At 67.9% G+C, this 24,075-nt stretch carries 25 protein-coding genes and 1 other RNA gene; 16 read left to right on the forward strand and 10 right to left on the reverse strand.

The window, feature by feature from the left end:
- Positions 1–34: 34 nt before the first annotated feature.
- Genes ITP53_RS26020 through ITP53_RS26040 form a run of 5 tightly spaced genes read left to right on the forward strand, consistent with a single transcriptional unit; the run spans position 35 to position 4,050 of the window.
- The gene (locus ITP53_RS26020) at positions 35–790 is read left to right on the forward strand and encodes a hypothetical protein (protein ID WP_195898067.1); all 756 of its coding nucleotides are present in this window, start codon (positions 35–37) and stop codon (positions 788–790) included.
- 25 nt (positions 791–815) lie between these two features.
- A complete protein-coding gene (locus ITP53_RS26025) occupies positions 816–1,940 on the forward strand; it encodes a DUF5047 domain-containing protein (protein ID WP_195898068.1) in 1,125 nt (374 codons plus the stop codon).
- Positions 1,930–2,634, forward strand: coding sequence for a hypothetical protein (locus ITP53_RS26030; RefSeq protein ID WP_195898069.1), 705 nt, complete (start codon positions 1,930–1,932; stop codon positions 2,632–2,634). Before ITP53_RS26025 ends, ITP53_RS26030 begins: the two co-directional genes overlap by 11 nt.
- Positions 2,635–2,638: 4 nt before the next feature.
- Entirely contained in the window at positions 2,639–3,301 is a 663-nt protein-coding gene (locus ITP53_RS26035) for a hypothetical protein (protein ID WP_195898070.1), read from the forward strand.
- Positions 3,302–3,315: 14 nt separating this feature from the next.
- On the forward strand, positions 3,316–4,050 hold the full coding sequence (locus tag ITP53_RS26040) for a hypothetical protein (protein ID WP_195898071.1): 735 nt from the start codon (positions 3,316–3,318) through the stop codon (positions 4,048–4,050).
- Positions 4,051–4,480: 430 nt separating this feature from the next.
- Here the strand turns inward: ITP53_RS26040 and ITP53_RS26045 are convergent, their stop codons facing one another.
- Positions 4,481–4,825 (reverse strand): hypothetical protein, encoded by a 345-nt coding sequence (locus tag ITP53_RS26045; RefSeq protein WP_195898072.1) that lies wholly within the window; start codon positions 4,823–4,825, stop codon positions 4,481–4,483.
- An 84-nt stretch (positions 4,826–4,909) separates the two neighbouring features.
- On the opposite strand from ITP53_RS26045, the gene ITP53_RS57860 reads away from it, so the two are divergent.
- On the forward strand, positions 4,910–5,161 hold the full coding sequence (locus ITP53_RS57860; protein ID WP_207756432.1) for a GntR family transcriptional regulator: 252 nt from the start codon (positions 4,910–4,912) through the stop codon (positions 5,159–5,161).
- Positions 5,162–5,254: 93 nt separating this feature from the next.
- Here the strand turns inward: ITP53_RS57860 and rnpB are convergent.
- From rnpB to ITP53_RS26070, 4 genes are all read right to left on the reverse strand, one after another.
- Positions 5,255–5,643, reverse strand: an RNA gene (rnpB, locus tag ITP53_RS26055) — RNase P RNA component class A.
- A gap of 74 nt (positions 5,644–5,717) precedes the next feature.
- The gene (locus ITP53_RS26060; RefSeq protein ID WP_195898090.1) at positions 5,718–6,947 is read right to left on the reverse strand and encodes a bifunctional RNase H/acid phosphatase; all 1,230 of its coding nucleotides are present in this window, start codon (positions 6,945–6,947) and stop codon (positions 5,718–5,720) included.
- Positions 6,944–7,684, reverse strand: a complete 741-nt coding sequence (locus ITP53_RS26065; RefSeq protein WP_195898073.1) for a zinc ribbon domain-containing protein — start codon at positions 7,682–7,684, stop codon at positions 6,944–6,946. Before ITP53_RS26065 ends, ITP53_RS26060 begins: the two co-directional genes overlap by 4 nt.
- 2 nt (positions 7,685–7,686) lie before the next feature.
- On the reverse strand, positions 7,687–8,487 hold the full coding sequence (locus ITP53_RS26070; protein ID WP_195898074.1) for a Nif3-like dinuclear metal center hexameric protein: 801 nt from the start codon (positions 8,485–8,487) through the stop codon (positions 7,687–7,689).
- Positions 8,488–8,590: 103 nt separating this feature from the next.
- Here ITP53_RS26070 and ITP53_RS26075 point away from each other — a divergent pair, with 103 nt between their 5' ends.
- The 3 genes from ITP53_RS26075 to ITP53_RS26085 are packed head-to-tail and all read left to right on the forward strand — an operon-like array spanning position 8,591 to position 12,169.
- Positions 8,591–10,072, forward strand: a complete 1,482-nt coding sequence (locus tag ITP53_RS26075) for a flavin-containing monooxygenase (RefSeq protein ID WP_195898075.1) — start codon at positions 8,591–8,593, stop codon at positions 10,070–10,072.
- 10 nt (positions 10,073–10,082) lie between these two features.
- Complete coding sequence (locus tag ITP53_RS26080; protein ID WP_195898076.1) at positions 10,083–11,111, forward strand: dipeptidase; 1,029 nt, start codon at positions 10,083–10,085, stop codon at positions 11,109–11,111.
- Positions 11,108–12,169, forward strand: a complete 1,062-nt coding sequence (locus ITP53_RS26085; protein ID WP_195898077.1) for a M20 family metallopeptidase — start codon at positions 11,108–11,110, stop codon at positions 12,167–12,169. The genes ITP53_RS26080 and ITP53_RS26085 overlap by 4 nt, the downstream gene beginning before the upstream one ends.
- A gap of 125 nt (positions 12,170–12,294) precedes the next feature.
- On the opposite strand, the gene ITP53_RS26090 is transcribed toward ITP53_RS26085, so the two are convergent.
- Positions 12,295–12,690, reverse strand: coding sequence for an SSI family serine proteinase inhibitor (locus ITP53_RS26090; RefSeq protein WP_195898078.1), 396 nt, complete (start codon positions 12,688–12,690; stop codon positions 12,295–12,297).
- Positions 12,691–12,938: 248 nt separating this feature from the next.
- Between ITP53_RS26090 and ITP53_RS26095 the strand changes: the two genes are divergently transcribed.
- From ITP53_RS26095 to ITP53_RS26110, 4 genes are all read left to right on the forward strand, one after another.
- Positions 12,939–14,375, forward strand: coding sequence for an Nramp family divalent metal transporter (locus ITP53_RS26095; protein WP_195898079.1), 1,437 nt, complete (start codon positions 12,939–12,941; stop codon positions 14,373–14,375).
- Positions 14,376–14,549: 174 nt separating this feature from the next.
- A complete protein-coding gene (locus ITP53_RS26100; protein ID WP_195898080.1) occupies positions 14,550–15,131 on the forward strand; it encodes a hypothetical protein in 582 nt (193 codons plus the stop codon).
- A 61-nt stretch (positions 15,132–15,192) separates the two neighbouring features.
- Entirely contained in the window at positions 15,193–15,471 is a 279-nt protein-coding gene (locus ITP53_RS26105; protein WP_195898081.1) for a hypothetical protein, read from the forward strand.
- Between the two features lie 35 nt (positions 15,472–15,506).
- Positions 15,507–16,622, forward strand: a complete 1,116-nt coding sequence (locus tag ITP53_RS26110) for a C45 family autoproteolytic acyltransferase/hydolase (RefSeq protein ID WP_207756433.1) — start codon at positions 15,507–15,509, stop codon at positions 16,620–16,622.
- Here the strand turns inward: ITP53_RS26110 and ITP53_RS26115 are convergent.
- Genes ITP53_RS26115 through ITP53_RS26125 form a run of 3 tightly spaced genes read right to left on the reverse strand, consistent with a single transcriptional unit; the run spans position 16,589 to position 20,276 of the window.
- Positions 16,589–18,091, reverse strand: coding sequence for an AMP-binding protein (locus tag ITP53_RS26115; RefSeq protein WP_195898082.1), 1,503 nt, complete (start codon positions 18,089–18,091; stop codon positions 16,589–16,591). The genes ITP53_RS26110 and ITP53_RS26115 overlap by 34 nt on opposite strands.
- Positions 18,091–19,113 carry an acyl-CoA dehydrogenase family protein gene (locus tag ITP53_RS26120; RefSeq protein ID WP_195898083.1) on the reverse strand — a complete coding sequence of 341 codons (1,023 nt, stop codon included), beginning with the start codon at positions 19,111–19,113 and terminating at the stop codon, positions 18,091–18,093. The genes ITP53_RS26115 and ITP53_RS26120 overlap by 1 nt, the downstream gene beginning before the upstream one ends.
- Complete coding sequence (locus ITP53_RS26125; protein ID WP_195898084.1) at positions 19,110–20,276, reverse strand: acyl-CoA dehydrogenase family protein; 1,167 nt, start codon at positions 20,274–20,276, stop codon at positions 19,110–19,112. The genes ITP53_RS26120 and ITP53_RS26125 overlap by 4 nt, the downstream gene beginning before the upstream one ends.
- Before the next feature lie 160 nt (positions 20,277–20,436).
- On the opposite strand from ITP53_RS26125, the gene ITP53_RS26130 reads away from it, so the two are divergent.
- Both ITP53_RS26130 and ITP53_RS26135 read left to right on the forward strand, forming a co-directional pair.
- Positions 20,437–21,771: a sensor histidine kinase gene (locus tag ITP53_RS26130; protein WP_195898085.1), complete on the forward strand. Its 1,335-nt coding sequence runs from the start codon at positions 20,437–20,439 to the stop codon at positions 21,769–21,771.
- A gap of 154 nt (positions 21,772–21,925) precedes the next feature.
- A complete protein-coding gene (locus ITP53_RS26135; RefSeq protein WP_195898086.1) occupies positions 21,926–22,525 on the forward strand; it encodes a TetR/AcrR family transcriptional regulator in 600 nt (199 codons plus the stop codon).
- A 15-nt stretch (positions 22,526–22,540) separates the two neighbouring features.
- Here the strand turns inward: ITP53_RS26135 and ITP53_RS26140 are convergent, their stop codons facing one another.
- The gene (locus ITP53_RS26140) at positions 22,541–23,317 is read right to left on the reverse strand and encodes a class I SAM-dependent methyltransferase (RefSeq protein WP_195898087.1); all 777 of its coding nucleotides are present in this window, start codon (positions 23,315–23,317) and stop codon (positions 22,541–22,543) included.
- Positions 23,318–23,369: 52 nt separating this feature from the next.
- Here ITP53_RS26140 and ITP53_RS26145 point away from each other — a divergent pair.
- A partial coding sequence (locus tag ITP53_RS26145) for a copper resistance CopC family protein (RefSeq protein ID WP_195898088.1) occupies positions 23,370–24,075 on the forward strand: 706 nt, incomplete at its 3' end.

Here is a 24,075-nt window from a genome sequence, read left to right on the forward strand (position 1 = left end):
TCTGGGGCCCTTTTCATGAGAGGAGGCACTAGCTATGGCCCTTACCACCAACTACCTTCAGGATCTCTCTCGTGTCCGTGTGGAGGGCACAAGCATTGTGGGCTCGACTGTCACGGTAGAGAAGTCCACTGATGGCGTTACCTGGAGCCTTGTTCGAGGCGGCTCCAGTGTGGCTGTCTTCGGTGGTGCGTTTACCCTTGATGACTACGAGTTCCCTGCCGGCATAGAAGTCACATACCGAGTCGGCTCTGAAACCTCCTCGGTCACAGTGAACCTCACGACTGTCTGGATTAAGGCCATCCTGCATCCCTTCCTCAACCGGCCTGCGACTGTCGTTGATTGGTCGAGCGTTGGGCGTGAGTTCCGTGGTGGTGTCTTCCCTGTAGTCGGTAGGTCCTTCCCTGTCTCGGTGACTGACCTTCGAGGGGCTAGGCGATACACGCTCGAAGTCGCTACCCATTCGCCTACGGCTGCTGAGGACCTTGACTATCTCCTGGCTTCTGGTGGGCCTGTGTTCATCCATACGCCGGCCGATAGCTCGATCCCCGGTGTGTATGCCGTCATCGTTGGCAGCGACGAGCGGAGAGCTGCCATGCGTTCGGATAGGCGCATCTTCACTCTCGAACTCCAGGAGGTAGCCAAGCCTGGTGTTGACGTTGTTGGGGCTACGACCATCTGGCAGTCCATCGTGAATGAGTATGTGTCCTGGAACGAGGTCATCACGGAGTTCGCTACATGGGCTGATGTCCTCGACTCGACCAGTGACGCTAGCTCGGTGATCGTCCAGTGATGGAGCTGATAAGGAGGTCACGACAGTGAAGAACGTCAGTGAAGCTTTCGAGAGTGCAGTCCGGGGAAGCCATCAGATGGTATCCAGGGCTCGTGTGTGCTCTACCTTCCAGACTGGGACGAACCCTGAAGGTGAGGCCATCCCTATCCTGGCGGGGGATGTCCTGATGGATGCTAGTTCCGATATCAGAGCCACCTTGGACATGACGACCGTCGGTGAATGGCCAGACAAGCCCCACAGCCTCCTCGCTCCATACGGCAATGAGATCTTCGTGGAGAGAGGTATCCGGTACGGCAGTGGTGATGTGGAGTACGTTCCTCTCGGCTACTTCAGGATCTATGCACCCGAGCAGGATGAGGCCCCACATGGCAGCATTCGTATCTCGGCCAAGGACAGGATGTCAGGGATTGTCGATGCCAGGTTGTTCTACCCTCGACAGTTCACGTCCGGCACGAGCCTAGGTGACATCTTCCTGGATCTGGTGAGAGAGGTTTACCCAGATGCTGTGATCGAGTGGGACGACGACACCAACGAGGAGTCCCTTACCCGTTCCCAGATAGCCGAGGAAGATAGGTACGCATTCCTCAGAGACCTGGTGACCTCATACGGCAAGGTCATGTTCTTCGACCACCGCGGCGTACTCGTCATCAAGACTCCTCCCGCCTCCAAGGTTCCTGTCTTCACTGTGAACCATGGCCGTGATGGAGTTCTGGTTTCCGTCTCCAGGCAGCTCACTCGGGAAGGTGTCTATAACGCTGTGGTGGCCATGGGAGAAGCAGCCGACACCGAGGAGCCTGTGAGAGCTGTTGTGGTGGACTCGAATGCGAACTCGCCCACCTACTTCTACGGCAACTTCGGGAAGGTCCCTAGGTTCTATGTGAGCCCGTTCATCACGACCTCGGTACAGGCTATCTCCGCGGCCACGAGCATCCTCAGCAAGGAACTGGGACTGCCCTACAACGTGGACTTCACCGCCGTACCCAATCCCGCTCTTGAGCCCCTCGACCCTGTGAAGATTACGTTCCCGAAGGGCAGGGCCGAAGTCCACATCATCGAGCGAATCACTATCCCTCTGGATGCCTCTGGTGTTCTCTCGGCATCTAGCAGGCAGGCAACGAACATGTCGATTGGAGCACCCAGTGACCTATAGAGCTGATGACCTAGCACCTCTCTTTAAGGCCGTCGGAGACAAGGCCGATATAGGCTTCCATCAAGGGCGTGTCATGGCATGGAATCAGGCGACCTCGATGAACACGATCTCGATGGCCGGCGGCGTACTCACGGATGTACCTGTCCTGAACGGCACCGAACCTCTCCTGTTGAAGGAAGGTGACGTTGTTGGGATGCTCAGGTTCAAGACCTCGTATTTCGTACTCGGTCGGATCGTCATTCCAGGCCAGTCCGAGGTTGGTACTCTCCCTGGCGTCAATCAAGGAGTAGGTATCACAGAGATTATGTTCGACCTGAGGATTGACCCTGCTCCGGTGGCTACGGCTGTGTTCCAGGTGCCGGTATGGGCTAACCAGGCTCTCGTCATGTGTACGGCCAACGCCACCATCTTCAACTCCTCGACCGACCATAGGTTTGTGTACTTGGCTGCGACTGTCTCTGGTGGCTATGGAGGCGAGATGTATACGAGCCTCAACTCTGGTGAATATGGCCCTGTGAGTGCAGCTACCCAATACCTCCTCGGTGCAGAGTCCTATGACGAGTTCCTGGAGGGTGAGCTGCCTCTCGGCTCGACTATCACTGTGGCTGCTGAGATGAGAGCCAACAACACCATCGTGGGGAACAGCGGCAACATCGCTTCTGTCCACGCAACCGCTATCTTCAGGAGGGTATGAGCCAATGGGAACTACCACTAACTTCGATCTACCCTATCCCGAGTCGTCGAGTACACCGAATGGGCCCGCACAGATTAAGGCCCTAGCCGAGGCTGTAGACAACCTGCTGATTCCCTTGGATGCTCCCGCGGAGTTCGCATCCAACCTGGAAGTCGTGGGCAACCTTGGAGTGCAGGGCGACACCTTCGTAGAAGCCCTGGAAGCTACCTCGGTCACCACTACCAACCTCGAAGCTACCAATGTGACTGTGGGCTCTCAGGACTGGACTGGTGAATGGATGGACTTCGACCCCAACTGGACGTCAGCCTCCGGAGCATCGCCTGACATCGGCAACGGCACACTCACAGCCAGGTATATGCAGCTAGGCAAGACTGTGTTCTTCAACATCTACCTGGCGGGTGGCTCGACGACTGTGTGGGGTGGTGGCTTCTGGCAGTTCAGCCTTCCTGTCCAGGCCAACAACTCGTTCACCGCTGCCTGTTCCTATCGAGACAACAGTATTCCGCTGAACGTTGCTGGCTCTGCTGACATCCGGAACAACCCTGGAGGCACCAACGCCATCATCAGATCCAACGTCCCTACAGGCGCAGCAGTGAGCAACACCATCCCGTTCACTTGGGCCACTGCTGACACGTACAAGGTAACCGGCGTCTACGAAGCAGCCTGAGGAGGTTATTCCTAATGCCCAATACAGCAATCTTTGCCCTGGCCTATCCCGACCCTGTGGATGCTCCGGATGGTCCGACACAGATGCAGGCCCTAGCCGAGTCTGTGGAGACAGCCCTTGACGGCATCTACGCAGGCATCCCGTTTGGTGGTGACGTCTCTGTTGGTGGCAACCTCTCGACTGATGGGAGCCTCACCGTTTCTGGGACGTCCACCCTCAACAACGTGAATGCTGGTGAGGTCTCGACAACCCTCGTGGAGTCCACTGGAGACATCTCGGCCGGCGGTGACGTCTATGCTCATGGCTTGGCTGTGGCCTATGTCGTGAAGGCCAAGGTGCATAAGGGCTCCCTGGTGGACACCAACACGACCAGCACGAGCAGCTACCAGAACATCTCAGGCGCCAACCTTCAGAGCGTTCCGGTTGTCGCTGGCCATCTGTACAAGGTCGAGTACCAGTTCGCCATCACCAGCTCTGTAGCCGACGACCGCATCAGGTACCAGATCCTCAATGGTGGGGATCAGCTTGGTTCTCATTCGCCGATCGTGAGGATAGAGACCGCCTCGACCTACACCGCGGCCACCATCTCGTTCCTGTGGAAGGCCGCAACCACCGAGGTCATCTCCAACCTGAACCTCGCGCAGATCCGATACTCGGGAAGTGGTTCGGTGTCTACCAGGGTTGAGGTCGCGTCGTTCTCGGCCATGGCATGGGATCTAGGCTTGGCCGGCGCAATCTCCAACGTCTGAGCTGGGAGAACGAGTGACGGGAGTTCTCCAGGAGGGATCCTAAGGGCCTATGCTCCGCGGCCCTACCTTGGGTACCCCTCGACCGTGGAAGACGCTTAGAAACGCTTTGAGAGCAGTCCAGACGTTACTTAGGCCGCTCTCCCGAGGAAGCTCCTATGTGCCGTCTGGAGCTTCCGAACTCAGGCAAGCAGAAACCCCCAGGGACAGGGCGGAGTGTGGGGAGTCCCTGGGGGTCGTCTTCTGGAGTGGTGCGTTTAACCAGGTGGGAGCGTGAGGTATGGATGAGGAAGGAATGGTGGTGGCTCTCGGACGCAGCAAACGCAGATGAACACGGACACGCCCTTCGCCTCAACCACGAGATGACCTCTACCCGCTTGGCCAATCCGTAGGGGCTCCGCGTTGAAGTCGAACCCACAGAGACGGCAGGAAGTCATAGGAAGTCCTCCGCTCCGCTATCGCTACGCTCCTGTCGCTGCCCTGGGATCTGGTCTCTCTCCTCGAAGGTGAACCTGCCTAGGCACTCCAACCGCTTGGGGGGATCTCTCCAGGGCTGGCTGATGTCGTAGGAGACCACGTGCCCGTAGCCGCCGCTGGTAAGTGAGTTCGCAAGGAAGGTCCAGGCGATCTCTTGGTCCGAGGTGACGTGAACCTTGTCCGGAAATAGTCGGCGATCGCCTTTCCAGGTTGCGGCGAAATAGAGGATTGGGTAGTCCGCAGGGACCGAGAGCAACCTTCCTTCGATCTCCAGCACGATCTTCCGTAGGGAATCGGTCATGAGAGGATACTAGTTCAGGCTTGCTAACCATGCTAGGGGTGCCGCTATCGCTGAGCAGGGCAAGCACTACATAGCCTCGTGATCGTGACTCAGTGGAAGCCCGATACGCCCCGATGGGTTCAGATTTACGAGATCATCAAAGAACGCATCGAGACTGGCGTTTACCAACCTGGAGATCAGTTGCCATCGGTGTTGAAGATCCAGGAAGAGTTCGGTGTCGCTACCGCAACCGGTCAGAAGGTCCTGCACCAGCTTCGTAAGGATGGCCTGTCCTACACGGAACCTGGTATGGGGACCTTCGTGAAGCAGCGGAGCCCTGGCGAAGCGCATCCTTAGCCTTCGGGCGGATGCTTCTGGAGTCTTCTGGCGGAGCAGTGACGGAGCCAGAAACCCCCCACCCGATGTCTTTCCAGGTGAGGGGCTTCTAGAGTGACGAGTTAGCCTGTAGGCCGGGTTCTGTTCCTTCGTGCGAAGGGGCGACCATCCATCTAGGGCCGCCGTTGCCGGCGGTCTCAAGCGGTCTACCCGCGCGGCTCGGGCGGGCAGCCCTCGAACGCCGCGCGCGAGACGCTCCGAAGAGCGTCCCTTCTTGACCTTGCTCCGGGTGGGGTTTACCTAGCCGCCCACGTCACCGTGGGCGCTGGTGGTCTCTTACACCACCCTTTCACCCTTACCTCCCGTAGGCCGGGAGGCGGTCTGCTTTCTGTGGCACTGTCCCGCGGGTCACCCCGGGTCGGCGTTACCGACCACCCTGCCCTGTGGAGCCCGGACCTTCCTCGGCGGGCCCGAAGGCCCGACGCGGTCGCCCGGCCGACTCGTCCACGGAAGTTTACCGCAAGTCATTCCCAACCGACCCACAAGATCAATTCGCTGGAACGGGTCGTGCCCGCGCTCAGCGCAGGTGTGAGGTGTCGTTGAACGTCTTCACCACGGCCGGCCCGTCCGCGTAGTACTCGATCAGCGACAGACACGCGACGTCGAGGTGCATCCGGTAGAGGGCCTCCAGCGGGGCCATCAGTGCCAGTCTCAGGAGCATCTTGATCGGGGTCACGTGGGAGACCGCGAGGACGGTCTTGCCTTCGTACCGCTCCACCAGACGCTCCCCCGCCGCCTGTACGCGCACCGCCGTCGTGGCGAAGCTCTCACCGCCCGGCGGGGCGGTGGCGGGGTCGGCGAGCCAGGCGGCGAGTTCGGCCGGCCAGCGGCGCTGGACCTCCGTGAACGTGTGGCCCTCCCAGGCGCCGAAATCGGCTTCCCTGAGGTCTTCGTCCACTTCGACGTGGAGGCCGGTTCGCTGGGCCACCGCCTCCGCCGTCTGCCTGGCCCGCTTGAGCGGCGAGGTCACGATCACGTCCAGCCGGTACGGCTCCCGCGACAACCTCTCCGCCGCCGCGGCCGCCTGAGCCAGGCCGTTGGCGGAGAGCTCGGCGTCGCCCCGGCCGGAGAACCTGCGTTCCACGGACAGTTCGGTCTCGCCGTGCCTGAGCAGGAGCAACGAGGTCGCCACCCGGGTCGGCGGCGCCCAGCCGGTGCCCTTGCCGCGCTGCTGCGCGGTGGCGAGCGAGGCGGTGGGGGCGGACAGCTCGGAGAGGTCGCCCGCGTCCAGGAGGTCCGTCTGCCGGGCGACGGCCGGCGGTGCGGTGCGGGCCGGCGGCGCGGGAGCCTCGGGAGCCGCGCCTGCGGCGCCGCCCGCCTTCCAGGTCAGGCCCTTGGCGGCGGCGTCCATGGCCTCGTTGGCCAGGCGGTCGGCGTGCTTGTTGCGTTCGCGGGGGATCCACGTCCACTCCGTCACGCGCAGCTTCCTGACCAGGGCGCTCGCCTCCCTCGCGAGCGGCCGCAGACCTTCGTGCTTGACCTTCCAGCGGCCGGCCATCTGCTCGATGACGAGCTTCGAGTCCATCCGCACGGCCACCGACGCCCCCTCGCCCCCGAGGCCGAGCACGGCGGTCAGGCCGGCGATCAGCCCGCGGTATTCGGCGACGTTGTTGGTGGTGACGCCGATCGCCTCGGCCACCTCCGCCAGCACCTGGCCGTCCGCGGCGTCCGTGACGACAGCGCCGTAGCCGGCCGGCCCGGGGTTGCCGCGCGAGCCGCCGTCGGCCTCGATGACGTACGACGTCAAAGGCCCGACTCCGCCGTGCGTACGAGGATGCGCCGGCACTCGTCGCACCGCAGCACCTCGTCGTGGGGCGCGGCCTTGATGCGGTTCATCTCGGCGATGGACAGGGCCACCTTGCACCCCTGGCACCGGCCGCCGCGCAGCATGGCGGCGCCGACGGAGTATTGGTCCTTGAGCTTCTCGTAGAGCGCGAGCAGGTCGGCGGGGATCTCACCGATGGCGGCCGCGCGGCGGCCCCGGACCTCGGCCGCCTCCTTGTCGATCTCGGCGAGCGCGGCGTCGCGGCGGTCCTCGGCCGTGGAGAGCGCGGCCCGGACCTCGTCGCGCTGCGTCACCAGGTCGGTGACCTTGGTCTCGGCCGCCTCGCGGCGCTCCATGATCTCCAGCACGACCTCCTCGAGGTCGCCCTGGCGCTTCTGCAGCGAGACGATCTCGGACTGGAGGCTCGCCAGGTCGCGCGGTGAGGTCACGGCGCCGGAGTCGAGGCGCTTCTGGTCGCGGTCGGCACGGGTGCGCACGGCGTCGACGTCGCTCTCGGACTTGGCCTGCTCGCGGGCCAGGTCACCGGTCTCCGTCTCGGCCTCGATGACCTGGGTGGCGAGTTTGGCGAACAGCTTGGAACGCTCGTCGATCTCGGCCAGCTCCGGCAAGGTGCGGCGGCGGTGCGCCAGCCGGTCGAGCACGGAGTCGAGCTCTGCCAGGTCGAGCAGTCGCTTCTGTGCCTCAGGGGCTGCTTTCATGATCAATATCCTCTTGTCCAAGCATCGGTGACCGCGGCGGAGACACGCGTTTCAACCGTAACGCCACTGGCGTGCAGGATGGACGCCGCGCTGTCGAGCCACGGCCACTCGGTCGCCCAATGTGCGGCGTCGATCAGCGCGGGCCCGCCGGACTCCACGAATTCGCTGGCCGGATGATGTCGTAGATCCGCCGTGAGGAACACGTCGACCCCGGCGGCCTCGGCCGCGCCGAGGAGCGAGTCGCCCGCGCCGCCGCTGACCGCCACCCGGGCGACGGGACGGGACAGGTCGCCCGCCACGCGCAGCCCTCCCGGCGTCCTGGGCAGCCCCTTGGCCGCCAGCACCGCGAACTCGCCCAGTGTCGTCTCCTCCGGCAGGTCCCCGACGCGGCCCAGGCCGCGCCACGGGTCGTCATCGAACGGCTGGAGCGGCACCAGGTCGCCGACCAGGCCGACGGCTCTGGCCAGGGCGTCGGAGACGCCGGGGTTGGCGACGTCGGCGTTGGTGTGGGCCGTGTAGAGGGCGACGTCGTTCTTGATCAGGGTGTGGACGAGACGGCCCTTGGGGGTGGTCGCGGCCACGCTCGTGGTGCCGCGCAGGTAGAGGGGGTGGTGGACGACGATCAGGTCGGCCCGCCAGTCGAGGGCCTCCCCGGCCACGGCGGCGACGGGATCGACCGCGAACAGCACCCGCCGCACCTGCTGGGCCGGGTCACCGCTGACCAGCCCCACCGCGTCCCAGGACTCGGCTCGGGCGGGCGGGTAGGCCGTCTCGAGCACCTCGATCACGTCAGTCAACGTCACAGCAGCCACCTGGGCAGACTATCGGTCCCCGGGAGGCCCGGGGGTGTCGCCAGAACGGGGTTCGGCGTAATGTAAGTGGATCCTGACAGGCGGAGGACGGGTCATGTCACCAAGCGTCGCGATCATCGGAGCGGGGTTCGGCGGACTGTGCATGGCGATCCGGCTCGAACGCGCCGGCATCCACTCCTACACCGTGTACGAGAAGGCGGACGGCCTCGGCGGCACCTGGCGCGACAACAGCTACCCCGGAGCGGGCTGCGACATTCCCTCGCACTTGTACTCCTACTCATTCGAGAAGTACACGAGCTGGACCCGCCGCTTTCCGGAACAGCCAGAAATTCTCAGCTATCTCGAACATTGCGCCGATAAATACCGCGTCAGGGAAAAAATCCGTTTCCGTACGGAAGTCCGGCGGGCCGTCTTCGACGACGGGGCCTGGCAGGTCACCTCGTACGCCGGAGACGAAGAGCGGACGGAGACGTACGACGTGGTCGTCATGGGGGTCGGCCAGCTCAACCGGCCACGCCTGCCCGACATCCCCGGCATGGCGGACTTCGAGGGCGTCTCCTTCCACTCCGCCAGGTGGGACCACGACCACGACCTCACGGGCCGCCGCGTCGCGGTGATCGGGAGCGGCTCCTCGGCCGCACAGCTCATCCCGCGCGTCGCGGAGCAGGCCGAGCACCTGTACGTCTTCCAGCGCACGCCCAACTGGGTGATCCCCAAGCCGGACGCCGAGTTCGGCCCGCTGGCCAGGCTCGCGTTCCGCTTCGTCCCCGGCCTCCAGCGCGTCTACCGCGAGTGGATCTACCGGTACGCGGAAGGCACCCTCCACCCCGCGCTCGCCCAGGGCTGGAGCGCGGAGCCGCTGAGGAAGCGGGCGCTGGAGCACCTGCACTCCCAGGTGCCGGATCCGGAGCTGCGCGCCAAGCTCACGCCCGGCTACCCGCCCGGCTGCAAGCGGATCGTCATCGACAGCTCCTTCTATCCGGCGCTGACCAGGGACGACGTCGAGGTGGTCACCGACGGGATCGTCCGGATCACGGCGAAGGGCGTCGAGACGACCGAGGGGCCGTACGCGGTGGACACGATCGTCTGCGCGACCGGGTTCAAGAGCACCGAGTTCCTCGCGCCGATGGAGGTCAGGGGGCGCGGCGGGCGTTCGCTGGAGGAGCAGTGGGCGGACGGGGCGGAGGCCTATCTGGGGATCTCCGTGCCGAACTTCCCGAACATGTTCCTGCTCTACGGCCCCAACACCAACCTCGGGCACAACTCCATCGTCTTCATGATCGAGTGCCAGGTGGCTCATGTCATGTCCTGCCTGGCGTACCTCTCCGGGAGCGGGCCCATCGAGGTGCGGCCCGAGGCGATGGCGGCGTGGCGGCGGCGGCTCGACGCGGCGATGGCGCGGATGGTGTGGGGCGGCGACTGCCAGAGCTGGTACAAAACGGCGGAGGGGCGCGTCACGAACAACTGGCCTGGCCCGACGACGCTCTACCGCCGGCTGACGGCCAGGCCCCCGTTCCGTGCGTATCGCCCGGTCAGCGCCGGGGAGGCGTTGGAGCCGGTCGGGGTCGCGCGATAACGTCCAACGCATGACGATTCCCCTGCAACAGCGCGCCGTCGTGGCCGACACGCACAACGATCTGCTCATGGCCGTCTCCGCCCGGCCGCCGGGGCAGTGGGCCTCGTTCTTCCGTGAGAGATGGTTGCCGCAGCTCATCGCGGGCGGTGTGAACCTGCAGGTGCTGCCGGTCTTCATCGATGACCAGCATCGGCCGGAGGGCGCGTTGCGGCAGACGTTGCGCATGATCGAGTGCGCCCACGTCCTCGCCGAGGGCAACGCCGAGCACGTCGGGATCTGCCTCGACGCGGCCGACATCGACCGGACGCTCGGCGAGGGCAGGATCGCGCTGGTGATCGCGCTGGAGAGCATGCCCGGCCTCGACACGAGCGTGGAGCTGATCTCGACCGTCCACCGGCTGGGCGTGCGAGTGGCGTCCATCGCGCACTTCGGCCGCACCGCGCTGGCCGACGGCAGCGGCGAGGACGCCACGGGCAGCGGCCTGACCTCCCACGGCGTGGCCGCGCTGCGCGAGATGGAGCGGCTCGGCATCGTCTTCGACATCTCCCACCTGGGCGCCTCCGGTGTCGCCCACGCACTCGAACTGGCGACCAAGCCGGTCATGGCGACCCATTCCGCCGCCCGCGCGCTGCGCGACCACCACCGCAACCTCACCGACGACCAGTTGCGCGCGGTGGCCGCCAAGGGCGGCGTGATCTGCGTCAACTTCTTCGCCCCCTTCCTCGCCGAGCGTACGGAGGACATGACGCTCGACCGCCTGCTCGACCACATCGAGCACATCGTGGCCGTGGCCGGGATCGACCACGTCGGCCTCGGCCCCGACTTCATCCGCGAGGTCATGCTGGACCTGACGCCACCGTGCTGCGAGGACGTCAACGCCAGGGGCGTGGACCCCAAGCGCGCGGTGCCCGGCCTGGAGGGGCCGGCGGGCCTGCCCATGGTCACCGAGGGCCTGCTGGCCAGGGGCCTGCAGGAGAAGGACGTCATGAAGATCATCGGGGGCAACGTCCACCGGTTCCTCGGGGAGCGGCTGGCATGATCGGGGACCTGGAAGAGCTGGTTCTGTGCGAGTCGTTCTCCAGCGACCACGAGGCCGTGGCGCGCAGCGCCAAGGTCGTCGCCGCGATGGGGGCCCGGCATCTGGGCGTCCAGCCCGAGTTCCTGGAGATCGACGGCGTGACCCACCTGCGGTGGACGTTCGGGACGCCCAGGGTGCTCCTCCTCGGTCACCACGACACCGTCTGGCCGATCGGCAGTCTCGCCACGCATCCGTGGTCGGTGGCCGACGGGGTGGCGCGTGGGCCCGGGGTGTTCGACATGAAGGCGGGGCTGGTGCAGACGTTCCACGCGCTGGCGGGGCTCGGCTCGCCCGACGGCGTCACCCTGCTGATCACGGGTGACGAGGAGGTCGGCTCCCCCACCTCGGCGAGGCTGATCGAGGAGACCGCGCGCGGACTTGCCGCCGCCTTCGTCATGGAGGCCAGCGCGGACGGCGGGGCGCTGAAGACCTCACGCAAGGGCACGTCCCTCTACACCGTGAACGTCCACGGCAAGGCCGCCCACGCGGGGCTCGAGCCGGAGAAGGGGGCCAACGCCGGGATCGAGCTGGCACACCAGATCCTGGCCGTCGCCGCCATGGGCCGCGGCGCGACGACGGTCACGCCGACCGTCCTGTCGGGGGGCACCACGCTCAACACCGTTCCCGCCGCCGCCTCGGCCGGGGTGGACGTACGCGTGGCCGAGGTGGCGGAGCAGGCCAGGGTGGACGAGGCGATGCTGGCCCTGCGGCCGGTCGTGCCAGGCACCCGCCTGGAGGTGCTCGGCGGCCCCAACCGCCCGCCGCTGGAGGGCACGATGTCGGCCGCGCTCTTCTCGCTGGCCCAGGAGCTGGCGGCGGGCCTGGGGCTGGGGCCGCTCTCCTCGGCGTCGGTGGGCGGGGCCTCGGACGGCAACTTCACGGCGGGAGCCGGATGCCCGACCCTCGACGGGCTCGGGGCCGTCGGCGGCGGGGCGCACGCCGACCACGAGCACGTCGTCGTCGCCGAGATGCCCCGGCGCACCGCACTGCTCCGCGCCCTGATCGAAGCGGTCCGCTGACTGCTCTGCTCCGCGCCCTGATCGAAGCGGTCCGCTGACTGCTCTGCTCCGCGCCCTGATCGAAGCGGTCCGCTGACACGGCGCCGCCCTCCGCCGGCGAGCGGCGGAGGGCGGCCGGACGCGCGCTACACGATCGGGCCGAGCCTCCTGTCCATGACGCACTTGTTGGGGAACTCCCGCTGGTACGTCGTCGGCCGGCCGTACCATTCGCCATTGATCTTGACCTCGACCGGCAGGTAGATCATCGGGCACGGCCCCGGGTTGACGTTGACCCGCTCGATCCAGCCGTCGACGTCGCGCAGCACGTCGCACGCGCGCGCCGGCCGGGGGTGGAGGCCGCCGTCCGGGTCGCAGGTGAGGTGCATCGAGTACGCGCCCGAGTTGGAGGGCGTGACGGTGATGTACAGGTCCGCCCCGGCGGCGGCGCTGGCGGGAAGCGCGGCGAACGGCGCGGCCAGCGTCGCGGCCACGCACAGTCCGAGGGCAGCCACCCTGCGAGCGGCGGTCAGCGCGAATGTCATGGAGAACCTTCCTGGTCAACGGCCATCCCGGGGTGGGTGGCGCACTTCCACATGACTACAGCGAGTAATCGCTCGGTGACCACCGGTGGGCAGGTAAGCAATCCGTCATTGTATGGCTACATAGAGCTACCCTTGACGGTAAGGGTGCGCCGAGGGACGCCACCACGCGGTGCTGGTTAACTGGCTATTCCACCGCTGTTTCAGGTCTCTGTAATGTGACGGCTAGGAAGCCGAACAAGGAGATCCGCATGGCGGAGTTCACCCCCACCGTTCCTGCGCGAGTCCTACCGTCCGTCACCGTCCGCGACCTGCCCGAACCCCCCAGCTCCAGGTGGCGCATCATCGGCCCCGGCCTGGTGGGCGCGGGAGTGGGACTAGCGTCCGGCGAATTCATCCTCTGGCCGTACATCGCCTCCCAGGTCGGGCTGGTGTTCGTCTGGGGAGCCGCGATCGGGATCATCACCCAGTGGTTCCTGAACATGGAGATCGAGCGCTACACGCTGGCCACCGGCGAGACCGCGCTGACCGGGTTCAGCCGGATGTGGCGGCACTGGGGCCTGGTCTTCGTCCTGATGACGCTCTGCTCGAACCTGTGGCCTGGCTGGGTGACCACGTCCGCCACCATGGTGACCTACCTGACGGGATCCGGCGCCGGGAGCGTGCGGTGGATCGCGATCGGGATGCTCGTCGTGATCGCGCTGGGCCTCACGCTGGCGCCGGTGATCTACACGGCGCTCGAACGCGTGATCTTCGTGAAGATCGCCCTGGTGGCGACGCTGATCGTGGTCGCGCTGTTGTTCGCGATCAACGCCGAGAGCTGGGCCGAGCTGGGCCGGGGTCTGACCGTCGAGGCCAGGTTCCCGGTGCCCGACCTGGAGTTCGCGGTGCTGATGGGCGCCATCGCGTACGCCGGCGCGGGCGGCGGCCAGAACCTCTGCCAGAGCAACTGGATCCGCGACAAGGGCTTCGGCATGGGTCTCTACGTGCCACGCCTGGTCAGCCCCGTGACCGGGCACGAGGAGGCGGCGGCCTCGACCGGGTTCCAGTTCGCGCCGACCAAGGAGAACCTCGCGCGGTGGCGGCAGTGGTGGCGCTTCGCGAACGTCGAGCAGGCCTCGACGTTCGCGGTCGTGTCGTTCGTGACCATCGCGCTCATGTCGATGCTGGCGTACTCCACCGTTTTCGGGCGGTCGGGGCTGGCCAACAGCATCGAGTTCCTGCGGGTCGAGGGCCAGGTGCTGCAGGACGTCGTGGCCCCGTGGTTCGGCGTGCTGTTCTGGGTGATCGGGGCGCTGGCCCTGTTCGCCTCCGCCATGGGCATCGTCGACTACACCTCCCGCCTGGCCTCCGACACGATCAAGACGGTCTACCTGCGTGACCGGGCGGTGTCGGTGAACCGGGTCTACTTCCTCGTCGTCTGGGCCCTGGCGCTGGTCGGCATCACGATCCTGCTGGTGGGCTTCGACCAGCCGCTCATCCTGCTGGTGTTCTCGGCGAGCTTCGCGGCCGTGATGATGTTCGTGTACTCGATCCTGCTCATCATCCTGAACCGGCGGGCACTGCCCGACGCCATCAAGGTCCGCTCCTACCGGCTCGGGTCGCTGGTCTGGTCGGTGGCGTTCTTCGGCACGCTGACCGTGCTGACCGTCATCCAGCAGGCCCAGAACCTGTTCGGCGGCTCCTGACGGGAAATGCGGGCGATCCGCTGACACCCGGATCGCCCTTTTCCGATAAATACCCCCAAATTTAACCGCGATATTTGGCCGCGACAAATCTCGCCAGGAAATTCGATGGGGTCGTATCGAGCGACGCGCTGGTTTACCGTTGAGGTCAATCGACGTCGCAGCGCGGAGTGGTCCGTGATCGAGCACAGCCTGCCGGAGGACGGGATCGCGCGCGGCCGCGTACTCAGGACGTTCTTCCTCGCCGCGCCCCCGGTCACCGCCTTCACCGTCTACGGCGTCCTCATCGACCACCTCCCCGAGTCCTGGTTCACTCTCGACGTGCTGCGCTACCTGCTTGCGCTGCTCGCCTCGGGCGTCGTGTGGCTCGGGCTGGCCTCGCTGCGCCGGCTGCCGGCGGTGGCCGCGCTGCTGGCCGAGCCGGCGGCGCCGGCCGCGGGGCTCCCCGTGCCGGTCGAGCAGCTTCCGTGCCGGGGCCGGCCGCGTTCGCGCTGTCCGCCGGGGCCAGGAGGCTGCTGGTCGAGACCAGCGGGCACCTGCCCGGCCGGCCGGAGTTGCGCGGGTGGTGCCAGTTCCTCGGCGACTCCATGCCGCCCAGCGCCACCGGCACGTCGTACGGTCTACGCCTGGTGCTGGCGATGGACCTGCGCCACGCCTCACTCGACCGCGGCATGCTGGTCCGCACCCTGCTGGCCCTGCAGTGCCCGAGCGGCGGGTGGGCCACACGCAGCCAGCGGGGCATCGGCAGGCCCGAGGTGACCGCCTGGGCGCTCGGGGCGGCCTGCCGGGCCGGGGCTGGGCGCTGGAGCCTGGGGGCACGGTGCCGATCGCTCCCGCGGCGACGCTGGAGGCCGGGCCGGGGGCGGCGTACTCGCAGGCGGCCACGACCTACCACCACGTGCGGGTGGAAAGCGGGCTGACCGTCACGATGTTCCTGGAGGGAAGGGTGACCCGGTCGCACTCGGAGGTCCTGCTCCGGCCGGGGCAGCGGCTGCCGGTGCGGACGCCGCGGATCCCGTTCGCGCCCGGGGAACTGCTGGATCGGTTCGCCAGGGTGAGCGGCGCGCTGCGTGGTACGCGGGCGGTCAGCGACCGGTAAGGCCGCGGTCAGCGGGGGCCCGCAGGATCGGCGGTATGAAGAACATGACGCAGGTCGCCGGCGGCAAGGACGCGTTCCAGCTCGTACACCACCTCACGTTGACCGGTAGCCAGTTCGAGATCGGCAGTGCGCTCACCGAGGAGGCCCGCAGGCTCGGCTGGTCCCCCACGCCGGCCGACCCGATCGTGAACCAGGCCCGCAGGGCCTGGTTCGAGCGGCACTGGCCGCAGCACCACGACCGCATGGACGGCGCGGCGGCGGCCCTCGGCCTCGACCCCGGCCAGGACGAGCTCGCCCTCGACGGTCTGAACTACATCCCCGAGGGCTCCGGCTGCTCGGCGCTGTGGGTGCCGCCGTCCGCGGCCACGGACGGCCACGGCCGGGTGGGCCGCAACTACGACTTCTTCCCGCTCACGACCAGCGAGATCATGGGCGGCACGCCCGGGCCGGACGAGCTGCCCATGGCCTCGCGCCCGTACGTGATCACGACGGTGCCCGACGACGGGCTCGCCTCGACCGTCATCACCATGTCCGACCTGGACGGCTGCATGGACGGCATCAACTCCGCCGGCCTCGCGGTGATGCTGCTGATCGCCGACTTCGAGAACGCCGCGCCGCCGGAGTACGTCTCGCCGCAGGTCGGACTCGGCAGCGTGCAGTTGCCCCGGTTCCTCGTCGACACCTGCGAGACCGCCGACCAGGCCAAGCAGGCGCTGCTGCAGGCCAAGCAGTACGACCACGGCACGCCCCTGCACTACCTGGTGGCCGACGCGCACGGGCAGGCGTTCGTGTGGGAGCGGGGCAGGGACGGCAGCGAGCACATCGTCGAGTTCGGCGACGGGCCGCTCTGCGTCACCAACCACCTGCTGCACCGCAACCCCGACCCGCTGAGCCTGCCCGCCGACACCGCGGCGAGCCTCGGCAGCTACGGCCGCCTGCGCACACTGTACGAGCGCAGCAAGGGCGGCGCCCTGTCACCGCGGGACCTGCGCGACAGCCTGCGCGCGGTCCAGCAGTCCGAGGATCCGGCGGTGCCGTTCCGCACGCTGTGGAGCACCGTGTTCGACACCGCCGACCGCACCCTGTCCACCCGCTTCTACCTGGGCGACGGGGAGAGCTACAGCGAGGAGCTGGTGTTCGGCCCCAGGTAGTCCGCGCGCACCTTCGAGCGCGACAGCTTGCCCGTGGGCGTGCGCGGCAGCCAGGAGCGGTATTCGACCACCTTCGGCTGCTTGAACCTGGCGATGCGCGGCCCGCAGTGCTCCAGCAACTCGGCCGTGAGCTCGGGCCCCGGCACGACCCCCTCGGCGGGCTGCACGAGGGCGACCACGTTGTGGCCCCACTCCTCGTCGGGCACCCCGATGACGGCCACGTCCGCCACCGCCGGGTGCTCCAGCAGCGCGGCCTCGATCTCGGCGGGGTAGATGTTCACCCCGCCCGAGACGATCAGGTCGGTACGCCGGTCGCACAGGAACAGGTAGCCGTCCGCGTCCAGGAACCCGATGTCGCCCGGCGAGTACCACTCCCCCAGCATGCTGGCGGCCGTCTTCGCCGGGTCCTTGCGGTACTCGAACGAGTTCGTGCTCGACTTGACGTAGATCATGCCGGGCTCGCCGGGCGGCAGCTCCATGCCGGCCTCATCGACGATCTTGGCCTCGAACGTGGGCGCCGGCCGGCCCACGGTGCCCGGCTTGGCCAGCCATTCGTGCGGTTTGACGGCGAAGGCGATCGCCGACTCGGTGGAGCCGTAGTACTCGTAGAGCACCGGCCCCCACCAGTCCATGATCTGCCGCTTGACGGCGACCGGGCAGGCGGCGGCGGTGTGGATGACCTGGCGCAGGCTGGACACGTCGTACTTGGCGCGGACGTCCTCGGGCAGCCTCAGCATCCGGTGGAACATGGTCGGCACCATCATCGCGTTGGACACCCGGTGCCGCTCGATGAGCTCCAGGATGTTCTCCGGCTCGAATTTGGGCGTGAGCACCAGCGTGTGCCCTAGGTGCAGGGCGAACTGCGTGTGCGCGCACGGCGAGGAGTGGTACATCGGCGAGGTCACCAGATGGACCTCGGCGCCCGGCCGCAGGTCCACGACCTCGCCGAGGAACCACGCGTAGAGCGGCACGATCGCCTCCGGCTCCGCGCCGGGAAGCGGCCGCTGCACGCCCTTGGGGAAGCCGGTGGTCCCGGAGGTGTACCACATGACCGCCCCGGACGTACGCTCGCCGGGCGCGTCCACGGGCTGTCCTTCGGCCAGCCCCTCCGTCCCGATCTCCGCCCCCGGCACGGCCCGGCCCGGCCCGGTGACGACGACCTTGGCGTCGCAGTCGTCCAGGATGTACGCCACCTCGGACGCGGTCAGATGCCAGTTGACCGGCACGTGGTAGAGCCCGATCTGGCCGGTCGCCATGAGCATGACGACGGCGTCGATCCCGTTCGGCAGCACGCCTGCGACCACGTCACCGGTGCCGAGCCCGCGGGCTCTGAGCCCGTGGGACACCTGGTTGACCCGGGCGAGCAGGTCGCCGTAGGACGTGTGTGAGCCGTCGGCGTCGATCAGCGCGAGGCGACCGGGGTCGGCGGCGGCGATGGCGTAGAAACCGGGCAACCCGCTGACGTCCATCACAGCTCCAGCAGTTGTGCGAGACGGGCACGGTGGTTCCGCGGCGGCCCGAGCAGCACTTCGTCCGCCTTGGCCCTTTTGTAGAACAGATGCGCGTCGTGCTCCCAGGTGTAGCCGATGCCGCCGTGCAGCAGCAGGTGGTCGCGGGCCACCTCGAAGCAGGCGCGGCCGACGTACGCCTGGGCGAGCGCGGCGGCCTCGGGCAGCTCGGCGGGCGACTCGTCGGCGGCCCAGGCGGCGTATCTGACGATGGACTCGGCCTGTTCGAGCTTGCAGTGCATGTCGGCGAGCTTGTGCTTGACCCCCTGATAAGAGCCGATATATCGCCCGAAGGCGACGCGTATCTTGGCGTAGCCGACGATGGCCTCCAGGGACGCCCGCATCACGCCGAGCTGCTCGGCCGCCACCGCCACGCAGAGCCGGTCCAGGATCCCGCCCTCCGGCCGCGGCCCCAGCACCCGGGCGGGCGCGCCGTCCAGCACCACCCGCGCCTGGCCGCGCGTGATGTCGAGCGTCTCCAGCACGGTCCTGGTCACGCCGGGCCCGGCCAGCTCGACGGCCACCATGACGGGGCCGTCGCCGGTCAGCGCGGGCGCCACCAGCACGTCGGTCTCCATGCCGCTGAGCACCTGGGCCAGCGTGCCGCGCACCGCCGAGCCGTCGTAGGACACCTCGGTCCCGTCGAGCGTGGCCGCGATCCGGCCTTCCGCGATGCCGGTCAGCAACTCCTTGTCGGGGACCCTGGTGAGCGCGATGGCGGCGAACGTGGTGGCCAGGAACGGACCCGGCAGCAGGGCCGCGCCCGTCTCCTCCAGCGCGACGGCCAGGTCGGACATGCCCGCGCCCGCGCCGGAGTGCTCCTCGGGGATGATCAGTCCGGACAGGCCGAGCTCGCCGTTCAGCCGGGCGTACACCTGCGGGTCGTAGCCGTCGCGGACCTTGGGGAGCGGCGAGGCGGAGGCCAGGAAGGCGCGTACGGCCTCGCGAAGGTGCCGCTGCTCGGGGCTGAGTACGAGCTTCATGCCTGCGTCCCCACCTTCAGGTCCTTGAACGGCACGTTCTTGTCCACCCGCGGCTCCGGCGGCAGCCCGAGGACGCGGTCGCCGACGATGTTGCGCATGATCTCGTTGGTGCCGCCGCCCAGCGACATCCCCGGGGCCTGCGAGATCGCGTGCGCGAGCGGGTGATCGGCCAGCGCGGCCTCCTGGCCGGCCAGCCTGGTCGCCACGTCCGCCTGGAACATCGTCAGCTCGGCCAGCAGCAGCTTGGCCGCGCTGCCGCGGGCGCCTGGGAAGATCCCGGCCCTGGTCTCCTGGGCGAGGCGCTGGTTGAACAGCGCCAGGGCGCGGGTGCGGATGTGCAGCTCGACGAGCTCGTCGCGGACCAGCGGATCGCCGGTGTCGACGACCTCGCGCAGCGCTTCGACCGAGGCCGGGTTGTCCTTCTGCCCGCTCATGCCGACGCCCGCCGAGATCGACAGCCGCTCGTGCAGCAGCGTCGTGACGGCCACGCCCCAGCCGTCGCCGGCGTCGCCGACGCGGTGCTCGTCGGGGATCGTCACGTTGTCGAAGAAGACCTCGTTGAAGCCGGACCTGCCGGTCATGTCCTTGAGCGGGCGTACGGTGACCCCCGGGTGGTGCATGTCCACCACGAACATGGTCAGGCCCTTGTGCTTGGGCACCTCCACGTCGGTGCGGGCCAGCAGCAGCCCCCAGTCGGCGTGCTGGGCGACCGAGGTCCACACCTTCTGGCCGTTGACGATCCAGTGGTCGCCGTCGCGTTCTGCCCTGGTCTGCAGGGCGGCCACGTCGCTGCCCGCGCCGGGCTCGGAGAACAGCTGGCACCAGATCTCCTCGCCGCGCAGCAGCGGGCGGACGAACCGCTCGCGCTGCGCGTCGGTGCCCCGGTCCACCAGTGTCGGGCCGGTCATGCCGAGGCCGATCGAGAAGACGTACGTGGGGAGGGTGTAGTGGCGGGCCTCTTCGGCGAACGCGCGCTCCTCCGCCTGCGTCAGCCCCTGACCGCCCCACCGCTCCGGCCACGTGATGCCCGAGTAGCCGGCGTCGTGGAGACGAGCCATGAAGTCCTTGGCGCGGGTGATCGCGTCGGCCTCGGGGTGGTCGTCCGACTGCGCGTTCGCCCTGAGCCAGGCCCTGGCGGCACGCCGATAGTCAGCAAGATTCACGTCGCCTCCTCGCCATCAGTGCTCACTTACTCTAGTCAGGCCGCCGCAGGTCGCATAGAGCATCGCTCTAGAGCTCCTTTTAACCGGATTTGTCGTGGAATCTCCGTTAATTCGAAGCCCAACCACTTAGTGTGATCGTCTGACTACTAGGGGGATGTGCGTGATCACACGGTTGGGCAGTTCCATGCGCGCGCGGCTGACGCTGTTCGCCGGCGTCGCCATGGCTCTGCTCTGCCTGGTGATCAGCACGCTGCTGCTGGGGGTGCTGCGCGACGCCGTGGTCGGCCTCCGCACGGAGGAGATGCTGAACTCCGCCCTGCGCATGGTCCATCTGATCAGGGAGCGCGAGCTGCCCATGACGCTCGCCACCGAGGTGCGCGGCATCCAGGTCGTCGACGCGACCGGCAGCGTGCGGTCATCGACGCCGAGCCTGGCGGGCTCGCCCCGCCTGAGCACCACGGTGCCCGGTTCGCAAGACGTCCACCGCACCGACATCGTGTGCGACCTGCCGCAGTTCGGGGGTGACTGTCAGATCGCAGTCGCCCTGCGTGTGTACCAGCCGGAGGGCAACTGGTACGTCTACATCTTCGAGGACCTGCCGCCCTGGTACGTCCGCCCAGAGGCGCTCGCCATTCTGACAGGTGCCTCCGTGGCGCTGGCCGCGCTGACCTCGTTCGTGGTGTCGCGGGTAGTGGCCAGGACGCTCGCGCCCGTCGACCGGATCACCGCCGAGCTGGCCGAGATCACCGCCGGCGACCCGCGCCGGCGGGTGCCCGTTCCCGAGAACGCCGACGAGATCAAGGCGCTGGCGCAGACCGCGAACCAGACGCTCGAACGGCTGGGTGCCGCGCTGGAGCAACAGCGCAGGTTCGCCTCCGACGCCTCGCACGACCTGCGCAGCCCGCTCACCGCCATGCGGGCCGAGCTGGAGGCGGCCCTGCTGGCCCCCGGCGAGGTGGACTGGTGCCAGACCGGCGACAAGTTGCTCACCAGCCTCGACCGGCTGCAGAACATCGTCACCGACCTGCTGACCCTGGCCAGGCTCGACGCCGGCGCCCCCACCCCGCCCGTACCAGTGGACCTGGGCGAGCTGGTCGCCTGCGAGACGTCGAGGCCACGCTCGAAGAAGACCGTCACCATGTCGCAGCCCCGCGTGTTCGTCAAGGGCCACCCGCTCATGCTCGCCCGTCTGCTGACGAACCTGCTGGACAACGCCGAGCGGCACGCCGAGAGCAGGATCACCGTGACCGTGCGCGGGGACGGCGAGGCCGTGCTCGAGGTGCTGGACGACGGGGCCGGCATCGCGCCGGAGCATCGCGAGTCCGTGTTCGACCGCTTCACCCGCCTGGACGCCGCACGCCGCCGCGACGCCGGCGGGACCGGGCTCGGCCTGCCCATCGCCCGCGAGATCGCCCGGATCCACCACGGCACCCTCACGATCGAGGACTCCGACAAGGGAGCCCGTTTCGTCCTGCGGATGCCGGTACAGGACTGACCGCGCCCGCGAGCGGGTAATGACACTTTTCTGACCCTGCCCGTCAACACCATCGAGACATGTCGTTACCATGATCAACCCGACTGTCCGTGAACAGAGTGGGGAGACATCGTGCGCGGCGTCCCCCTTTGATCAGAATTAAGAGCTACTTACTGTGACAACAGGATTCAGCCGATTACGGCGTGAGGATTTACTGAAGACGGCCTGCGAGGTGATCGCGGAACTGGGATTCGGGAACGCGCGGACCCTCGACATCGCCAGGGCGGCCGGCGTCAGCCAGGCGCTGCTCTTCTATCACTTCGAGAGCAAGGAACGGCTGTTCGCCCAGGCCTTCGGCTACGCGGCCCGCCTCCATCTCAACGCGCTCATCGACGTCGAGCAGTCCACGGGCGCCCCGCTCGAACGGCTGCGCACGCTGCTCAGGCTCTGCTCCCCGGCCACCCCCACCGAAGGCTGGCGGCTGTGGATCGACGCGTGGGGAGAGGCGATGCGCAGCTCGGAGCTGGAGCAGATCTCGCGGCGCATCGACGCCCGCGGCCGCCTGCTGATGCGCGCGATCATCGAGTCGGGCGTGGCGTCCGGCGAGTTCGAGTGCCACGATCCCGACGCGGCGGCGTGGCGGATCTTCGCCCTCATCGACGGGCTCGCGATCCAGATGCACGTGCACCCCAAGGTGCTGTCCAGGCGCCGGGTCAACGCGCTCATCCGCGCGGCCGCCGCGAGCGAGCTCGGCCTGGACGCCGAGAAGTTGTGAGGCGCTCGCGGCGGCTCATGCGGATCCGGGCGTGACCTTCCGCCTGGCCACCAGGACCTCGGTCGACGTCACCTGCTCCCACCTGCCCGAGGGGTTGCTCGCGAGCAGCGCCTTCCGCGCCGCCTCCGTGAACGCCTCCAGCCGGTCGCCGAGCCTGGCGGGCGAGGTGTAGGAGTAGGAGAGCTGCAGGCCGAGCACGGCGTCCAGGTCGTAGGTCAGGCGCCGCTCGTACGTCGTCGACTCCAGATCGGCGAAGGGCGAGCCGGCCAGCACGTCGTGGGGGTGCTCCCCGGTGGCCTGGTAGGAGTTGGCGGCCGTGAACGTGTTCACCTCGAACTCGTCGCGCACGGGCCGCATCGCCTCCTCCCCGGGTTCCTCTCCGGGGTCGCGGCCCGGGCCGACGAGCGCCACCACACCGTCCGCAGGGAGCAGCTCGTCCAGCTCGGCCAGCACCGCGCGGCGGTCCATCCAGTGGAACGATCTCCCCATGACGATGTGATCGAACGCCGGCAGCTCGCGCAGCCTCGTGGAGTCACCCGGCAGCCAGCGGATGTTCGCGACCCCCGCCGCCAGGCGCCGGCCCTCGGCCAGCATCTCCTCGTCCGGATCCACCGCCAGGACCTCCCGGACGCGCCGCGCCAGCGGGATCGCCACGGTGCCAGGGCCGCAGCCCAGGTCCAGCACGGTGCTGTCCTGGCCGAACGTCATGGCCAGGCGTTCGATCGCCGGCTCTCCGTGGCCGGCCCGGTATTTGGCGTAGTACGGCGCCGCGCCGCCGAACAGGTCAGTCATGTCTGGGACCATATACGGGTCAAGAACGTGTTCGATGGAAGGTTTGTTCTCTGTGAGGCGGCTACTCACGGTCCTGCTGCTCACGTGCGCCTGCGCCGGGATCTTCTCTTCCCCTGCCCTCGCGCACAACGTGCTGGTCGGGAGCGATCCGAAGGACGGGGCCACGCTGTCGGCCGCGCCCGGGCGGGTGACGCTGGTGTTCGACCAGGTGGTCCGTCAGGGGTACGCGCAGGTGCGCGTGACGGGGGCCGAGGGGTCCGCGTGGGCCGACGGGGCCGCCGTGGTGGCCGCTGAGCGGGTGTCGGTCGAGGTCAGGCCGTTGCCGGCCGGGGGCTCGTACGTGGTGGGCTACCGCGTCCTGTCCGCCGACGGCCACCCGGTCACCGGCCGCATCACCTTCCACCTCACCGCCACCGCCACCCCATTCCAGGGCTCCAGCGGGACCTCCTCGGGGGCCCCGTCCGAGACTGTGTCCGAGGCCGGATCTGAGGCTGGGTCGCCGGGCGCCGACGGGACCTCCTCCGAAGCCCCGTCCCCGGGCTCCGGCGCGGCCTCCCCCGGGGCACCCGCCCAGGGCTCCACCGCGGACGCTGCCGAGACGGCGGCCCAGGGCACCGGCGCGGACGCGGCCGAGGGGCCCGCCCAAGGCTCCGGCGCGGACGCGGCCGAGGCTGCGGCTCAGGGCTCCAGCGTGGACGCGGCCGAGGCGGCGGCCAACGGCGGGGCGGGAATGGCCGTGGTGTGGATAGTCGGCGCCC

This window comes from Nonomuraea cypriaca (assembly GCF_015645445.1).
Taxonomy (GTDB): domain Bacteria; phylum Actinomycetota; class Actinomycetes; order Streptosporangiales; family Streptosporangiaceae; genus Nonomuraea; species Nonomuraea cypriaca.

Bases quoted from the DNA above. Each gene is read 5' to 3' on its own strand.
- ITP53_RS26090 (WP_195898078.1), bottom strand. From the start codon at position 12,690: ATGACATTCGCGCTGACCGCCGCTCGCAGGGTGGCTGCCCTCGGACTG.
- ITP53_RS26045 (WP_195898072.1), bottom strand. From the start codon at position 4,825: ATGACCGATTCCCTACGGAAGATCGTGCTGGAGATCGAAGGAAGGTTG.
- ITP53_RS26120 (WP_195898083.1), bottom strand. From the start codon at position 19,113: ATGAAGCTCGTACTCAGCCCCGAGCAGCGGCACCTTCGCGAGGCCGTA.
- ITP53_RS26115 (WP_195898082.1), bottom strand. From the start codon at position 18,091: ATGGACGTCAGCGGGTTGCCCGGTTTCTACGCCATCGCCGCCGCCGAC.
- ITP53_RS26035 (WP_195898070.1), top strand. From the start codon at position 2,639: ATGGGAACTACCACTAACTTCGATCTACCCTATCCCGAGTCGTCGAGT.
- ITP53_RS26080 (WP_195898076.1), top strand. From the start codon at position 10,083: ATGACGATTCCCCTGCAACAGCGCGCCGTCGTGGCCGACACGCACAAC.
- ITP53_RS26075 (WP_195898075.1), top strand. From the start codon at position 8,591: ATGTCACCAAGCGTCGCGATCATCGGAGCGGGGTTCGGCGGACTGTGC.
- ITP53_RS26040 (WP_195898071.1), top strand. From the start codon at position 3,316: ATGCCCAATACAGCAATCTTTGCCCTGGCCTATCCCGACCCTGTGGAT.
- ITP53_RS26095 (WP_195898079.1), top strand. From the start codon at position 12,939: ATGGCGGAGTTCACCCCCACCGTTCCTGCGCGAGTCCTACCGTCCGTC.
- ITP53_RS26065 (WP_195898073.1), bottom strand. From the start codon at position 7,684: ATGAAAGCAGCCCCTGAGGCACAGAAGCGACTGCTCGACCTGGCAGAG.
- ITP53_RS26140 (WP_195898087.1), bottom strand. From the start codon at position 23,317: ATGACTGACCTGTTCGGCGGCGCGGCGCCGTACTACGCCAAATACCGG.
- ITP53_RS26110 (WP_207756433.1), top strand. From the start codon at position 15,507: ATGAAGAACATGACGCAGGTCGCCGGCGGCAAGGACGCGTTCCAGCTC.
- ITP53_RS26085 (WP_195898077.1), top strand. From the start codon at position 11,108: ATGATCGGGGACCTGGAAGAGCTGGTTCTGTGCGAGTCGTTCTCCAGC.
- ITP53_RS26020 (WP_195898067.1), top strand. From the start codon at position 35: ATGGCCCTTACCACCAACTACCTTCAGGATCTCTCTCGTGTCCGTGTG.